Raw genomic sequence first — 15,155 nt, 5'->3', positions numbered from 1 at the left:
CCAAAACCGGTCCCCGCATTTGGGCAGCATGCTTGCAGGGAGGACGGGACATGATTCCGGAAAAAATGGCGGCAGTTCTTTTGACCGGCCACGGCGGCATCGAAAAACTGGAATACCGCACAGATGTGCCGGTGCCGCAGCCCGGCCCTGGCGAGGTGCTGATCCGCGTGGCGGCGGCAGGCATCAATAACACCGACATCAACACCCGCATCGGCTGGTACTCCAAGGCGGTCGATGCCGACACCAACGCGGGCGGCGCCAGCGGGTTTGACAGCGTCAACGACGATGACGCCAGCTGGTCCGGCAAGCCGCTKGAATTCCCGCGCATCCAAGGCGCCGACGCTTGCGGGCATATCGCCGCGGTGGGGGAGGGGGTTGATCCTGTCCGCAYCGGCGAGCGGGTGCTGGTGCGCAACATGCTGCGAACCTATGTGGATTACCGTCCCTATGAATGCTGGACCTTCGGCAGCGAATGCGACGGCGGTTTTGCCCAGTTTGCGATGGCCCCTGCGCGCGAAACCCATGCGGTGAACTGCGATTGGTCCGATGCCGAGCTGGCCTCAATCCCCTGTGCATACTCCACCGCGGAGAACATGCTGCACCGTGTTGGCCTGGGCGCGGAAACCGTGCTGATTTCCGGCGCCTCCGGCGGTGTCGGCTCTGCCGCCGTGCAGCTGGCCAAGCGCCGCGGTGCCACGGTGATTGCGCTGTCCTCTGCCGCCAAGGCGGATGAAGTTCTGGCGCTTGGCGCCGACCAGGTGGTGGACCGCAACGCGGATCTGGTCAAGGAACTGGGCGAAGGCTCCATTGACGTGGTGGTTGACCTGGTGGCGGGTCCGCAATGGCCGTCGTTCCTCGATGTGCTGCGCCGGGGCGGGCGATACACCACCGCCGGGGCCATCGCCGGGCCGATCAGCGAGATCGACGTGCGCACGCTCTACCTCAAGGACCTGACCCTGATGGGCTGCACCTTCCAGGAGGATGAGGTGTTCACCAATCTGATCTCTTACATTGAAGCAGGTGAAATCCGCCCGCTGGTCGCCAAGACCTATCCGCTGAGCGAGATCGCCACCGCGCAGGAGGACTTCCTGAGCAAGAAGCATACCGGCAAGCTGGTTCTGATGGTCCCGGAGGTGTCCGGGTGAAAATCAAGAAGATCGAGCTGTACCAGCTGGACCTGCCCTATTCCGGCGGCGTCTACACCCTGTCGGGCGGGCGGGAGTACCGCAGCTTTGATGCGTCCTTCGTGCGCATTACCACCGATACGGGGCTTGAGGGCTGGGGCGAAAGCACGCCGTTCGGCTCCACCTATATTGCGTCGCATGCCTTGGGCACGCGGGCCGGGATTGCCGAGATTGCGCCGTATCTCTTGGGCCGCGACCCGCGGCAGATGGACCGCATCAACGAGGCGATGGATGAGGCGCTGCTGGGCCACAACCACGCCAAGTCGGCAATTGACCTCGCGTGCTGGGACCTGTTCGGCAAATCGGTGAACCTGCCGGTCTGCGAGTTGCTGGGCGGCTCGACGGGCAAACGCCTGCCGGTGATCTCCTCGATCTATGCGGGCAGCCCCGAGGACATGCGCGCCCGCGTCGCGCAGCACCGGGAGATGGGCTATCTGGGTCATTCGGTGAAAATCGGCGCGCTGGATGCAGAGGGCGGTCCGGCGCTGGATGCCGAACGCATCCGCGCGTCGCTGGCCGACCGGCAGCCGGGTGAGTTCTTTCTGGTGGATGCCAATGGCGGGCTGACGCCGGAAACCGCGCTGCGGATGCTGCAGATGCTGCCGGAGGGGCTGGATTTCGTGCTGGAGGCGCCCTGCAAGACCTGGCGTGAGACCATGTCGCTGCGCAAGCGCTGCAACGTGCCGATCATTCTGGATGAACTGGTGCAGCAGGATGAGGACATCGCCCTGATGCTGGCGGAGGACGTGGCCGACGGTATCGGCCTCAAGATCTCCAAGGCGGGCGGGCTGACCCACGGGCGGCGGCACCGCGACATGTGCCTGGCCGCGGGCGCGACCGTCAGCGTGCAGGACACTGTCGGGTCTGTGGTGGCGTTCTCCGCCATCGCCCATCTGGGCGCGACGGTGCCGGAGCGCAGTCTCCGCTGCATCCTGGACTGCCGCGATATGGTGACGCTGAAAACGGCAGAGTTCGACGCGCCGGTGCGGGATGGCGGCGTGCTGGTGCCGGACGCGCCCGGACTGGGGATCACCGTGGACCGGGATCTGATGGGCGCGCCGCAGGCTGTCTGGGAGGCCTGAATACGCAGTATTTGGTAGAATCAGTTTCAACCGCGTGTTGAGACTGGCTGCCGGACTGGCCCGCCCCGGCGGAGCCTGCGGGAACGGCGTTGCCGTTTCCGCCTGTCTGCTTTGACGGTTTCCCGAAGTGCGTGAGCGCCAACAATCTGATAAAAGCGCGCAGTACACAGGAAATTGGGAAACAGGCAGGGGCACAGCCTTGCCATTCGGTGCCGAATTTGATTCGAGTGCGCCGGAAAATCAGGACAGGCTGTGCGGATGTGCGGAAAACGGCGTTTTGTGCGTTTTCTTTGCCGCCGCTGCCGGAACGGGGTAAGAACCGCCACGGGATTCGGCCTTGGAGGGACGTAGCGCAAATATGAAGACATTTAACTTGAGAAAGGGGCTGGATCTGCCGGTGACAGGCGCACCGGAGCAGGTGATCCACGACGGCCCCTCCATCACCTCGGTGGCCGTGCTGGGCCCCGACTACATGGGCCTGAAACCCCGCATGCTGGTGCAGGAAGGCGAGGAGGTCCAGCGCGGCACTCCGCTGTTCTGCCACAAGGATGCCGAGGCCGCGCTTATGGTCGCGCCGGTGACCGGCAAGGTCGTGGCGATCAACCGCGGCGCGCGCCGGGTTCTGGAAAGCGTGGTGATCGCGGTGTCCGATGCCGAGGATACCGGCGTTGATTTCTCGGCCACCGGCAATGCTGACACCGCCGAGGGCCTGACCGAGAAGCTGTGCGCCGCGGGCCTCTGGACCTCCTTCCGCACCCGTCCCTATTCCAAGATGCCGCAGCCGGGGAGCAAGCCCGCCGCGATCTTCGTGACCGCGATGGACAGTGAGCCGCTGGCCGCTGATGCCGCCGTGATCATCAATGATGCGGCTGAGGCGTTTGAGGCAGGCCTGAAGGCCGTGACCCTGCTGACCGACGGCACCACCTATCTGTGCCAGAAGACGGGCGACAGCATTCCGGGCGCCAACCTTGCCGGTGTCGAGGCTGCAGGTTTCTCCGGCCCGCATCCCTCGGGCCTGGCTGGCACCCACATCCATTTTCTGCATCCCGTCCGCGCGGACGATCAGGTCTGGACCGTCTCATATCAGGACGTGATCGCCATCGGCCGCCTGCTGCTGACCGGCCACCTGGATCCCTCCACCGTGGTTGCCGTCTCTGGTCCCGCCGCGCGCAGCCCCCGTCTGGTCCGCACCGTCACCGGTGCCTCCACCGATGAGCTGACCCGTGGCGAGATTGCCTCGGACGGTCCGGTGCGGGTGATCTCCGGCTCGATCCTGTCGGGCCGCCAGGCGGCTGGTTCGCTGGCGTTCCTGGGCCGCTTTGCCCGCCAGGTTGCGATCATCGAAGAAGACCGCAAGCAGCACACCCTGGGCTGGATTCGCCCGATGGGCGGCAAATACGCGGTGCAGCCGGTGCTGGGCTCTGCCCTCAGCCGCAAACTGTTCAACCTCACCAGTAACCTCAACGGCGGCCGCCGGGCGATGGTGCCCACCGGCACCTTTGAGCAGTTGATGCCGCAGGACTACCTGCCGACGCAATTGCTGCGCGCGCTGCTGGTGATGGACACCGACACCGCACAAGCGCTGGGTGCGCTGGAGCTCGACGAAGAGGACATGGGCCTCGTCGGCTTTGCCTGCCCGGCCAAGTACGAATACGGGCTGGCGCTGCGCGACTGCCTGACCAAGATTGAAAAGGAGGGCTGAGCCGGATGGGATTGCGCAGCTTCTTTGACAGGATCGAGCCGCATTTCGAGAAGGGGGGCAAATACGAAAAGCTCTTCCCCGTCTACGAGATGGTGGAGTCCTTCCTTTATACCCCGAAAACCGTCACCACCGTGGCGCCGCATGCCCGTTCATACGTCGATATGAAGCGGATCATGACCTATGTGGTGATCGCCACCATCCCCTGCATTCTGTGGGGCATGTGGAACACCGGCTATCAGGCGAACTCGGCAATTGCCGCGCTTGGAGCTGATGCGGCCACCGGCTGGCGGATTGCGCTGCTGCAGATGTTCGGCATCTCGCTGGACGCGGCGAACCCGATGGCCAACATCGCGCACGGGTTCCTCTACTTCCTGCCGATCTACATCGTGACGCTGGTTGCGGGCGGCATCTTTGAAGTCATCTTTGCCACCGTGCGCGGCCATGAGGTGAACGAGGGCTTCCTGGTGACCTCGATGCTTTACACCCTGATCATGCCGGCCTCCGCGCCGCTGTGGCAGGTGGCGCTTGGTATCATCTTCGGCGTGGTGATCGGCAAGGAAGTCTTTGGCGGCACCGGCAAGAACTTCCTGAACCCGGCTCTGGTGGGCCGTGCGTTCCTGTATTTTGCCTATCCGGCAAACATGTCGGGCGACGCTGTCTGGACCCCGGTTGACGGATTCTCCGGCGCGACCGCGCTGGGTGTGACTGCCGCCGACGGCGTGCAGGCGCTGGCTGCCAAGGGCATTGAATGGTCGGATGCGTTCTTTGGCACCATCCAGGGCAGCTTTGGCGAGACCTCGACGCTGGCTTGTGCCATCGGCCTCTGCTTCCTGCTGTTCACCAAGATCGCCAACTGGCGCCTGATCGTGGGCTGCCTGGCGGGCATGATCGCCTTCTCGATGCTGCTGAACCTGATCGGTTCCGACAGCAACCCGATGTTTGCGATGCCGTGGTACTGGCACCTGGTACTGGGCGGCTATGCATTCGGCCTGGTGTTCATGGTGACCGAACCCGTGTCCGCATCCCACACCAACGCGGGCCGCTACATCTACGGTGCCCTCATCGGCGTGATGGTGGTGCTGATCCGGGTGCTGAACCCGGCCTTCCCCGAAGGCATGATGCTGGCGATCCTGTTCGGCAACGTCTTTGCACCGCTGATCGACTACTTCGTCGTGCAGGCCAACATCAAACGGAGGGCGCGCCGCCATGGCTGATACCCAAAGCAAGGGCCTGATTGGCCGCTTCCTGGCCGCATCGCCGGATTCCGTCGGCAAGACTTTGTTCATCGCTGTTGCCGTCTGCCTGGTGGCCTCGATGATCGTGTCCACCGCCGCGGTGTCTCTGCGCCCGGTGCAGGAAGTGAACCGCAAACGCGACAAGCAGCTGAACGTTCTGCAGGTGGCCGGCCTTTATGAGCCGGGCATCAAAGTGGCGGAGGCCTTCGCTGCCTTTGAGCCGCAGGTGCTGGATCTGGAAACCGGTGAGTTCACCGACCAGTTCGACGCTGCCAATTTCGACGATCTGGCCGCCGCGCAGGATCCGGAGCTGAGCCGTGCGCTTGACAACGACCCGGCAGGCATCGGCCGCCAGTCGCGCTACAAGACCGTGTACCTGCTGCGCGAGGAAAACGGCGATCTGGACAAGGTGATCCTGCCGGTTCACGGCTACGGCCTGTGGTCGACCCTCTACGGCTTCATCGCGGTTGAGGAAAACGGCAACGACATCTTTGGCCTGCAGTTCTATCAGCACGGCGAAACCCCGGGCCTCGGCGCCGAGGTGGACAACCCGCGCTGGAAGTCCCTGTGGAGCGGCAAGAAGCTGCATGACGAAAGCGGCGAATTGCAGATCAGCGTTGCCAAGGCGCAAGGCCCGGCTGGCCCCGACCACCACATTGATGCGCTGGCTGGTGCGACGCTGACCTCTGTCGGCGTGGACAACCTGGTGAAATTCTGGATGGGCGAAGAGGGCTACGCACCCTTCCTGGCCGCCCTTAAAGCGGGAGAGCTCTGATGGCGCAGACCAAGAAAGACATGCTGGTCGACCCATTGGTCGACAACAACCCGATCACGCTGCAGGTTCTGGGCATCTGCTCGGCGCTGGCTGTGACGTCATCCCTGCAGGTGGCCTTTGTGATGACCCTGGCGGTGACCTTCGTGACCGCGTTCTCATCGATGTTCATCTCGATGCTGCGGAACCAGATCCCCAGTTCGATCCGGATCATCGTGCAGATGGTGATCATCGCCTCGCTGGTGATCCTGGTGGACCAGGTGCTGAAGGCCTATGCCTTTGAGATCTCCAAGACCCTGTCGGTCTTCGTCGGCCTGATCATCACAAACTGTATTGTGATGGGCCGCGCCGAGGCGTTTGCCATGAGCAACCCGCCGGTGGCGTCGTTTGTCGACGGTATCGGCAATGGCCTGGGCTATGGCCTGATCCTGATGCTGGTCGGTATCATCCGCGAGCTGTTTGGCTCCGGCTCTCTGTTCGGCATCACCATCCTGGAAACCGTGAACAACGGCGGCTGGTATGTGCCGAACGGCATGCTGCTGCTGCCGCCCTCGGCGTTCTTCGTGATCGGCCTGCTGATCTGGGGCTTCCGCACCTGGAAGCCGCAGCAGGTGGAAGAGCGTGAATATAAAATCCAGAATGTGGAGGCGCACTGATGGAAGGGCTGATTTCACTCGCCGTTAAGGCCATCTTTGTCGAGAACCTCGCGCTCTCCTTCTTCCTGGGCATGTGCACCTTCATCGCGGTGTCCAAGAAGATCTCCACCGCGCTGGGGCTGGGGATTTCGGTCATGGTCGTGCAGGCCATCACCGTGCCGGCCAACAACCTGCTGCTGACCTACCTGCTTAAGCCGGGCGCGCTGGCCTGGGCGGGCTTCCCGGATGTGGATCTGACCTTCCTCGGCCTGATCTCCTATATCGGGGTGATTGCGGCGATGGTGCAGATCCTGGAGATGATCCTCGATAAGTATTTCCCGCCGCTCTACAACGCGCTGGGGGTCTTCCTGCCGCTGATCACGGTGAACTGCGCCATCCTGGGCGGCTCGCTGTTCATGGTGGAACGCGATTACAACTTCGCGGAAGCAACCACTTACGGCCTCTCCTCCGGCTTTGGCTGGGCGCTGGCGATCACCGCGATGGCGGGCGTGCGCGAGAAGCTGAAGTATTCCGACGTGCCGGACGGCCTGCAGGGCCTGGGCATCACCTTTATCACCGCGGGTCTGATGGCGATGGCCTTCATGTCCTTCAGCGGCGTCAAACTGTAAGGGAGCGCCTGAAGTTATGGAAACTTTCTCGCTCGGCGTTGTCCTGTTCACGTTGATCGTGCTGGCGCTGGTGGCCATCATCCTGGCCGCCCGCTCCCGCCTGGTCGCGTCCGGCAACGTCAACATCACCATCAACGGTGAAAAAACCATCTCGGTGCCTGCGGGCGGCAAGCTGCTGCAGACGCTGGCGGCAGAGAAACTGTTCGTCCCCTCCGCCTGCGGCGGCGGCGGCACCTGCGCCCAGTGCCGGGTGCGTGTGCATTCCGGCGGCGGCTCGATCCTGCCGACCGAGGAAAGCCACATCACCAAACGCGAGGCCGCCTGCGGCGACCGCCTGTCCTGTCAGGTTGCGGTCAAGCAGGACATGGRAGTCGAAGTTCCCGAAGAGGTCTTCGGCGTCAAGAAATGGCGCTGCAAGGTGCGCTCCAACGACAACGTGGCGACCTTCATCAAGGCGCTGGTGCTGGAGCTGCCCGAAGGCGAGGATGTGAACTTCCGCGCCGGCGGCTACATCCAGATCGAGGCGCCCGCCCACCAGCTGTCCTACACTGATTTCGACGTGCAGGAAGAATACCGCGAGGACTGGGACCGGTTTAACCTGTGGCAGTACAAATCTGTTGTGGATGAGCCGGTTGAGCGCGCCTATTCGATGGCGAACTACCCGGACGAGAAGGGCATCATCATGCTGAACGTCCGCGTCGCCTCTCCTCCGCCGGGCAGCAGCGACATTCCGGCAGGCAAGATGTCGTCCTACATCTTCAACCTGAAACCGGGCGACGAGGTCACCATCTCCGGCCCGTTCGGCGAATTCTTCGCCCGCGAGACCGACAAGGAAATGGTTTTCATCGGCGGCGGCGCCGGCATGGCGCCGATGCGCTCGCACATCTTCGACCAGCTGAAACGGCTGGAGAACCGCAACCGCAAAATCAGCTTCTGGTACGGCGCGCGTTCGAAAAAGGAGATGTTCTTTGTCGAGGATTTCGACCAGCTGGCCGAGGAGTTCGACAACTTCGAATGGCACGTCGCCCTGTCCGACGCGCAGCCGGAGGACGACTGGAAAGGCTACACCGGCTTTATCCATAACGTTCTGTTCGAGGAATACCTCAAGAACCACCCGGCGCCGGAAGACTGCGAGTTCTACATGTGCGGCCCGCCGATCATGAACCAGTCGGTGATCAACATGCTGCTGGATCTGGGCGTGGACCGCGAGGACATCATGCTGGACGACTTCGGCGGCTGAGCCGGAGAGACCGCAAAAACAGGAAGCCCCGGATGGATACATCCGGGGCTTTTTGCTGTCTTCAAATCCGGGCCGGGGAGGGGGGTGGCATCTGTGCACCCCCTGTACACCCCCTGTGCACCACTTGGTGCACCCAAGGCTGATTGTGTCCGCTTCGACCAATGCTGCATCCAACCCGAACGGCGGATCTAAGAAATCTGGGTGAGTACCTACAAAACCCATTGACCCTGACGTTAGTGTCAACGCGCTAGGCGTGACTTCTATCGACATCAATTGAGACGCGTATAGGAGATCACACCAGATGCCAGAAAAGACTACAGACGCACTGCATGCCAAGGTCCAGGACCTGATGAAGTACGGCACAAGTGCAAACATGAAAGAACTGGATCGAATCTATCACGAAGATATCGTTGTGATGGACTTGAGCATCGACGGGCGCCTCGTCACTCTGCAAAAGCAAGGCTTTATGGCTATGCTGGCGGAAGCATTCAAAGACAAAATCCCGGAAGAGCATATGTGGTCCAAGATTCACAGCCTCACCGTGCAGGGTGATCGCGGCCATGTGCTCATTTCCCGGAAAATTCCGGTGGGCGGGCCCAAGATGCATATCGAGCTTAGCATTGATTTCATTTTCGAGGACGGGCGCTGGCAGGTAACCCGTGAAGTCAATTTCAGCCGGCCGGACACAGAGGCGGCCTGATCTGTCCGGGACCGGGCGGTTGAGGTCACCCGCCCGGTCCTCCCTTGATTGCCACCAGCAACATTTCCATATGTGTCAGGGTTCGAGGAGGTTAATCTAATGCAGGTGAAGGAAGCTGCGGAGCGGCTGGGGATCACGCAACGCATGTTGCGCCACTATGAAAATGAAGGCCTGATGGACGTAGGGCGAACGGAGAATGGATACCGCAGTTACAGCGAAACTGATCTGCGGCGTGCGGGCCGCATCCGCGATTTCATCGCGACGGGTTTCTCAACCCGCGAAATCCGTTCCATGAGTGCTTGCCTTTCCGACGATGGTGCTGGCCCATGTGAGGGCGGCATAGAAAAGCTGACCGAGAAGCTGCAGCACATTGACCGGCTCAGAGCGGAGCTTGAGGCGAAACGCAGGGCTGTTCTGGACAGGCTTCAGGCCCTGCGGGATGGCCTTTCTGACCAAAGCAGTCACTGAACCGCGCTGTGGCCAGGGCAAAACTCACAGACCCTTTGATCGCTGGCTGGCAGGCTATTCAGGGGTGAACCGGGCCTTCAGAACGGGACATGCCAGAAATTGAGTGCGGACGTTGCGGACCTCCGCGACGATCCAACGAAGGTCGGCTTTGTTCAAATTCTTAGTTTTTGTGAACCAATCGTTGCCACTGACCCGGTGAAATCCCGTAGCCTGCTTTGAATTGCCGCGTCATGTGCGGCTGGTCACTGAAACCTGCCCGCATAGCTGCTTCAACCAAGGGTACGCCGTCTGCAATGTCACCACGCGCCTGATCTAGTCGGCGCATCGTCAGATACCGATACGGGCTTGTTCCAAATGCCCTTCGAAACTGGCGCGACAGCGCATAGCGGTCTAAGCCAGAGACTTTTTCCAGCTCTTTCGATTGAACAACCTGATCAAGGTTGCCGTCCAAATATTCTTTCGCGCGATTGGTTGCATTGAAGTCAATCAAATGCCGAGTTGTTCGCCGAGCGGAATCGTCATTGGCAAGCAATCCATCCGCCAGCAACACTGTCAGTTCGTCAATCGCTACTGCCTCAAGAGAAGTATCCATATCAGTAAACGCGGCGTGGATAGCTTGCATCAAAAGCGGATCGGTTAAAACAGCGTCACGCAGAAACGGAAGTGCACAGGCTCGCTCCCCTAGCGCTTCACGCACCAACGAAGGTTCAACATACAGCATGCGATAGTGAAATCCGGCTTCTGTTCCGGCCTCACCCGTATGAATCTCGTCGGGGTGAAGAACAATCACCTGCCCTGCAACACTGTCGGTACGCGCACCGCGATAGTCAAAGCTCTGGACGCCCTTGATTGTGTATCCAATCGAATAGGTATCATGGCGATGTGGTGCGTAGGCCTCTCCAGAGAAATACGCCTCGATCCTCTGAATGCCGGTTTGCCAAGGAGCAGCCACTACCCAATCATTCGCGCACGATCGTTCAAGACCTGGTGTCAGGTCTTGTGATCTTGCTTCCTTGGATCGTTGTTCGTTGTGGATGAAAAATCTCCCAATAGCTTCGAAGATATACCAGAACCATTACAAAGAAGGAAATCGCCAATGAAATCAGTAAATCTTGCGGAGAAGTTGTCTCATTTTTCAACGCATTGGGATCCGCATGTTGTCGCTGACTACAACGAAAACGAGGTTATGGTGGTAAAGTTCATGGGTGAGTATCCATTCCACAAACACGATACCACCGATGACTTTTTCTATGTTTTGGAAGGTGAGATGCAGATGGACATTGAAGGGGAACAATCGCGCACCATCAAGGCGGGCGAATTGTTCGTCGTGCCGAAGGGCGTGGTTCATCGGCCAAGGGCGGAAACCGAAGTGAAGGTGCTTCTGATCGAACCAAAAGGAGAACCCAATTCGGGTGACTCAGATCGCGAAGCAGCGCCAAAGACCCGTATCTGATAAATTCTGGCGGCGGGATAGCCGACGTCCGTCCCCGCCGCAGTATCAGTCAAAGTGAGCTCAAACCGGTGCTCTACTGCATCACGTGAGAATGGCGGCAAGAGGCAGCAAAGCCTGCTTCCAGAAGTGATCCGCCCGAAGGCGGACCACTTGGTATAAGCCTCAGCCGACGATCATCTGCTTCATGCGCAGGGCTTCGTATTCCAGCTCCTTCAGGCGGAAGTTCACCACGTCGCCGACGGTGATCATGCCGGCCAGTTTGCCGTCTTTCAGAACCGGGAGGTGGCGGAAGCGGCCCTCGTTCATCACCTTGGCCACATCAATCAGCAGGTCGTCCGGCGCGCAGGTCTTGACTTCGCGGGTCATGATCTCCTCAACCAGCTGCGGCAGGGTGTGGCCTGGGGTGTCCGCCAGGCGGCGCACGATGTCACGTTCAGACAGGATACCCTGCAGCGCGCCGTTCTGGTCGGTGACCACCAGCGCGCCGATGCGTTTCTCCTTCAGCGCCTCGACCGCGTGGCCGACCGTGTCATTGGGGCGGATCGCAAAGATCGCGTCGCCCTTTGCCTCCAGCAGACTGGCGACTGTCGATTGGCCGTGCGACAAATTCGACTCGGCCGACTGGCTGTGGCTTTCCTGCCCGGCCTTGTCGCCCCGGGTGGGAGGCTGGTATGAGAACGGTGCCATGCGCGGGGTCTCCTCCTGTATCCTGCATCAGGTCATACCCCCATCTTAACGGCGGATTATGATCCGGGAAGGGGCGAAATGACGCGAGCGCTAACAACGGCGGGAAAACAACATGTTCGAAACCCTCTACCTGACCCCCGTGACCGGCGCGCTGACCGTGTTCCTGGTGGTGGTCTGCGGCCATCTGTACCGGCAGAACTGGAAGAGTGAAGCACCCAACACGCGGTTCCGGGCCTGGCTGTACGGGCTGCCGGCCGCGGCAGGTCTGCTGGCGCTGGCCTTTCTGCCCTTGAAGTTCTGAGGCCTGCCCCGGCGCTCCGTTTGACTCTGCGGCGGGGCAGGGGCATAGCTGCGCCAGTTTTGCTGCCGGAGGTTGCTGAATGCCCAGCCTGATGCCCAGAAAGTTCCTGATCGCCCTGACACTGCCCGCGGTGCTGGCCGTGTCCGGCTGCTGGTTCGGCTCTGAGCCGGAAGAGGTGCGGCTGACGGGTGAAACCATGGGCACCACGTACAGCGTGATTGCGGTTGGCGAGGATCTGGACGCCGGGGCGCTGGGATCCGCGGTGGAGGGCACCCTGGCGGCGGTCAATGCCAAGATGTCGAACTGGGATCCGGCATCCGAGGTCTCCACCTTCTCAGCTGAGCGCAGCACGGCGCCGGTGCGGGTGTCGCCGGAGTTTGCCCATGTGCTGGCCGCGGCGGGTGACGTGCATGCCAAGACCGGCGGCAAGTTCGATGTGACCCTGGGCCCGCTGATCGAGCTGTGGGGTTTCGGCCCGCGCAAACCGGAGGACCCGGTGCCCTCGGACGCGGCCATTGCCAAGGCGCTGGAGGGCGTCGGGCAGGCGCGGCTGCTGGTGCTGGATGCAGAGGCGGGCACGCTCAGGAAATCCGCGCCGGAGACCGGCATCAACCTGTCGGCCATCGCCAAAGGCTATGGCGTGGATGCGGTGGCAGAGGCGCTGAAGGGTTTTGGCGTCGAGCATTACATGGTCGAGATCGGCGGCGATCTGGTGACCAAAGGCGAAAACGCCAAGGGCGAGGCCTGGCGCATCGGCATCGAGAAACCGGATGCGGCGGCGCAGACGGTGCAGCTGATCGTGCCGGTCAGCGATCACGGGCTGGCGACCTCGGGCGATTACCGCAATTACTTCGAGCATGAGGGGAAGCGCTATTCCCATATCCTCGATCCCGTTGCCGGGCGGCCGGTGACCCATGCCACAACTTCGGTCACGGTGATTGCGGAAAACGCGATGCTGGCGGATGCCTGGGCAACCGCAATGCTGGTTCTGGGCCGCGAAAACGGGCTGAAGCTTGCGGAGGAGCATAAACTTGCCGTGTTTTTCATTGATCGGGACGTGCAAGCCGGGCCGGATGCCTATATGACAGCGGCAAGCAGCGCGTTCGAGGCGCTGACCGCCAACTGACGCCGCGTACTGAGCGAGACCGCGAGGGACACCACATGAGCACCTTTCTTCTGGCCTTCATCCTGCTGCTGATTGTCACCCTGGGCATGTCGCTGGGGGTGATCCTGATGGGCAAGAAGATCAAGGGCAGCTGCGGCGGCCTGAACGCGATCTCGGGTGCCGACAAATGCGTGGTCTGCTCCAAGGACATTGATCCCGACAGCCCGCTGCGCGACAAGCTGCAGTGCAAGCGCGCCCGCAAGATGGTCGAGCAGATGGAGCGCGAGGCGCAGCAGGCCTGAGCCTGGCAGCGCGGGGTCCGGTTCCCGCTTATTCCGAAGGTTTCACCGCCACAACGGCGCTGCCCGGATCCTGGTGCGGCGCCCATCCCTTGCCCAGGGAAATCTGCAGGCTGGACCAGGCCAGCGCCAGGTCGCGCCGTGCAGTGATCAGGGCCAGTTCGTTGTCACGCAGCGCCTCTTCGGTGTTCAGAAGGTCGAACAGGGTGATTTCGCTGGCCCTGAAGGTTTCACGCGCAAGATCGGCAACCTTGGCTCCCAGATTGACGGCACGGGTCTGGGCGGCGGTGCGCTCACGGGCGGCGCGGAGGCTGCTTTGCTGCGACTGGACCTCCTCAACCGCGGACCTGACTGCTGTGCGGTAGTCGTACTCGGTCGCCTTGGCCTCGGCGATGGCGCTTTTGTGGAAGGCACGCAGCACCGGGCGGTTGAACAGCGGCAGATTCAGCGCCGGCCCGATCTGGTAGAGCGCGCCGGCGCCGCGGGTGGCGCGGACCGAGCCCGAGACTTCCAGCGACGGATAAAGCTCCGCCTCGGTGATGCCGATATCGGCGGCGGCTCCCCGCAGCTGGGCTTCGGCCAGCAGCACATCAGGCCGGTTGCGCAGCAGGGTAGCGGGCACGCCCAGTTCCGGCTGGCTGGCGGGGTAAGGCTGCGAATAGCTGCCCTGCATCATCGCAAAGATTTCTGCCGCGTCGCGGTCGAGAAGCGTCGCCAGCGCAAAGACAGAGGATTCGTAGCTGGCGATAAAGCCGGGCAGATCCGCCTTGGCGCTGGCGACCTGCAGCTTGGTGCGCTCCACGTCCAGGGCCAGAAGGGTACGGGCCGCCTGCAGTTCTTCCACCGTTGCCAGGATCTGCTGGCGCAGCTGGATCGTCTTGCGGGTCACGGCAGCGCCGCGCTGGAAGAACCGCGCCTGAATATAGGTGCGGGTGATGGCGTCGATGAGGGCCAGCCGGGCGGTGGCCATCTGGTAAAACGCCGCGTCGCGGTCGGCCACTGCCCGTTCGGAGCGGCGCTGGAATTCGCCGAACAGGTCAAAGACATAGGTGGCGCCGACCTCGGCGGTGTCGGTGCTGGTGGAGCCGTTCTGGGATTCGCGGCGCGAAAAGACGGAACTGCCTTCGAGGTCGCCGTTGACCTGCTGCGGCCGGCCTGTCCCGCGGCGCAGAACCTCTGCCGAGATCAGCCGCTCCTTCGCGGCCTTAAGCTCCAGGTTCTGTTGCAGCCCTGCGGCAACCAGCCGGTTCAGGGTGGCATCGTTCAGCCCCTGCCACCAGGTTTCCGAGGCGCCTTTGGCGGTGGCATAGCTGCGGGACTGGTAATAGCTGGCAGGCACCGCGAAATCGGGGCGGTGGTAGTCAATGCCGGCAATGGTGCAGCCGCACAGGACTGTGCCTGCGAGCAGCACGGAACGGGCTGTCCAACGGGGTTTACTCATAACTTGCCTCAAGACGCCCTTTTTCATGGGCTTTCCTGCAGGATAGGCACGGCAGCGGCCGTCCGCGAAGCGGTTCAGGTGCTGCGGAACGGGATTACTTGCCACTGATGCGCCCAACCCACAGCATGGAATTGTCGAAAACGGACCCGCCAAGTGACGGTTTTGGCCTATTCTGCAGCCGAAAAGGCGGGCAGGCTGCCGGATCAAATGCGCCGTCGTGAT

At 61.9% G+C, this 15,155-nt stretch carries 17 protein-coding genes; 14 read left to right on the top strand and 3 right to left on the bottom strand.

What is annotated here, in order from left to right; genetic code table 11:
* Positions 1–50 precede the first annotated feature (50 nt).
* The 10 genes from A9D60_RS04480 (at position 51) to A9D60_RS04435 (ending at position 9,647) form a co-directional block, all read left to right on the top strand.
* The gene (locus A9D60_RS04480) at positions 51–1,145 is read left to right on the top strand and encodes an alcohol dehydrogenase family protein (protein ID WP_065266496.1); all 1,095 of its coding nucleotides are present in this window, start codon (positions 51–53) and stop codon (positions 1,143–1,145) included.
* On the top strand, positions 1,142–2,266 hold the full coding sequence (locus A9D60_RS04475) for a mandelate racemase/muconate lactonizing enzyme family protein (RefSeq protein ID WP_065266495.1): 1,125 nt from the start codon (positions 1,142–1,144) through the stop codon (positions 2,264–2,266). The genes A9D60_RS04480 and A9D60_RS04475 overlap by 4 nt, the downstream gene beginning before the upstream one ends.
* A gap of 358 nt (positions 2,267–2,624) precedes the next feature.
* Entirely contained in the window at positions 2,625–3,968 is a 1,344-nt protein-coding gene (locus A9D60_RS04470) for a Na(+)-translocating NADH-quinone reductase subunit A (protein ID WP_065266494.1), read from the top strand.
* A gap of 5 nt (positions 3,969–3,973) precedes the next feature.
* Complete coding sequence (locus A9D60_RS04465) at positions 3,974–5,182, top strand: NADH:ubiquinone reductase (Na(+)-transporting) subunit B (protein ID WP_065266493.1); 1,209 nt, start codon at positions 3,974–3,976, stop codon at positions 5,180–5,182.
* Positions 5,175–5,978, top strand: coding sequence for a Na(+)-translocating NADH-quinone reductase subunit C (locus A9D60_RS04460; protein WP_065266492.1), 804 nt, complete (start codon positions 5,175–5,177; stop codon positions 5,976–5,978). Before A9D60_RS04465 ends, A9D60_RS04460 begins: the two co-directional genes overlap by 8 nt.
* Positions 5,978–6,631 carry an NADH:ubiquinone reductase (Na(+)-transporting) subunit D gene (locus A9D60_RS04455; protein WP_065266491.1) on the top strand — a complete coding sequence of 218 codons (654 nt, stop codon included), beginning with the start codon at positions 5,978–5,980 and terminating at the stop codon, positions 6,629–6,631. The genes A9D60_RS04460 and A9D60_RS04455 overlap by 1 nt, the downstream gene beginning before the upstream one ends.
* The gene (gene nqrE, locus A9D60_RS04450; protein WP_065266490.1) at positions 6,631–7,239 is read left to right on the top strand and encodes an NADH:ubiquinone reductase (Na(+)-transporting) subunit E; all 609 of its coding nucleotides are present in this window, start codon (positions 6,631–6,633) and stop codon (positions 7,237–7,239) included. The genes A9D60_RS04455 and nqrE overlap by 1 nt, the downstream gene beginning before the upstream one ends.
* A gap of 16 nt (positions 7,240–7,255) precedes the next feature.
* On the top strand, positions 7,256–8,479 hold the full coding sequence (nqrF, locus tag A9D60_RS04445) for an NADH:ubiquinone reductase (Na(+)-transporting) subunit F (RefSeq protein ID WP_065266489.1): 1,224 nt from the start codon (positions 7,256–7,258) through the stop codon (positions 8,477–8,479).
* A gap of 301 nt (positions 8,480–8,780) precedes the next feature.
* Positions 8,781–9,179: a nuclear transport factor 2 family protein gene (locus A9D60_RS04440; protein WP_065266488.1), complete on the top strand. Its 399-nt coding sequence runs from the start codon at positions 8,781–8,783 to the stop codon at positions 9,177–9,179.
* 99 nt (positions 9,180–9,278) lie between these two features.
* Entirely contained in the window at positions 9,279–9,647 is a 369-nt protein-coding gene (locus tag A9D60_RS04435; RefSeq protein ID WP_065266487.1) for a MerR family transcriptional regulator, read from the top strand.
* Between the two features lie 160 nt (positions 9,648–9,807).
* On the opposite strand, the gene A9D60_RS04430 is transcribed toward A9D60_RS04435, so the two are convergent.
* Positions 9,808–10,599: an AraC family transcriptional regulator gene (locus tag A9D60_RS04430; RefSeq protein ID WP_254656626.1), complete on the bottom strand. Its 792-nt coding sequence runs from the start codon at positions 10,597–10,599 to the stop codon at positions 9,808–9,810.
* Positions 10,600–10,743: 144 nt separating this feature from the next.
* Here A9D60_RS04430 and A9D60_RS04425 point away from each other — a divergent pair, with 144 nt between their 5' ends.
* Positions 10,744–11,100, top strand: coding sequence for a cupin domain-containing protein (locus tag A9D60_RS04425; protein WP_065266485.1), 357 nt, complete (start codon positions 10,744–10,746; stop codon positions 11,098–11,100).
* Between the two features lie 162 nt (positions 11,101–11,262).
* Here A9D60_RS04425 and A9D60_RS04420 read toward each other — a convergent pair whose 3' ends face one another.
* Positions 11,263–11,787: a CBS domain-containing protein gene (locus tag A9D60_RS04420; protein ID WP_065266484.1), complete on the bottom strand. Its 525-nt coding sequence runs from the start codon at positions 11,785–11,787 to the stop codon at positions 11,263–11,265.
* Between the two features lie 112 nt (positions 11,788–11,899).
* Here A9D60_RS04420 and A9D60_RS04415 point away from each other — a divergent pair, with 112 nt between their 5' ends.
* From A9D60_RS04415 to nqrM, 3 genes are all read left to right on the top strand, one after another.
* Positions 11,900–12,088, top strand: a complete 189-nt coding sequence (locus tag A9D60_RS04415; RefSeq protein ID WP_065266483.1) for a hypothetical protein — start codon at positions 11,900–11,902, stop codon at positions 12,086–12,088.
* 79 nt (positions 12,089–12,167) lie between these two features.
* Positions 12,168–13,214, top strand: a complete 1,047-nt coding sequence (locus tag A9D60_RS04410; RefSeq protein WP_083194100.1) for an FAD:protein FMN transferase — start codon at positions 12,168–12,170, stop codon at positions 13,212–13,214.
* A gap of 35 nt (positions 13,215–13,249) precedes the next feature.
* Entirely contained in the window at positions 13,250–13,495 is a 246-nt protein-coding gene (nqrM, locus tag A9D60_RS04405) for a (Na+)-NQR maturation NqrM (protein WP_019296967.1), read from the top strand.
* 28 nt (positions 13,496–13,523) lie between these two features.
* Here the strand turns inward: nqrM and A9D60_RS04400 are convergent, their stop codons facing one another.
* Entirely contained in the window at positions 13,524–14,933 is a 1,410-nt protein-coding gene (locus A9D60_RS04400) for an efflux transporter outer membrane subunit (RefSeq protein WP_065266482.1), read from the bottom strand.
* Positions 14,934–15,155: the final 222 nt, after the last annotated feature.

Source organism: Leisingera sp. JC1 (assembly GCF_001679925.1).
Taxonomy (GTDB): Bacteria; Pseudomonadota; Alphaproteobacteria; order Rhodobacterales; family Rhodobacteraceae; genus Leisingera.
The sequence above is the reverse complement of the archived record's forward strand: the minus strand, read 5'-3'. Positions and strand labels throughout refer to the sequence as shown.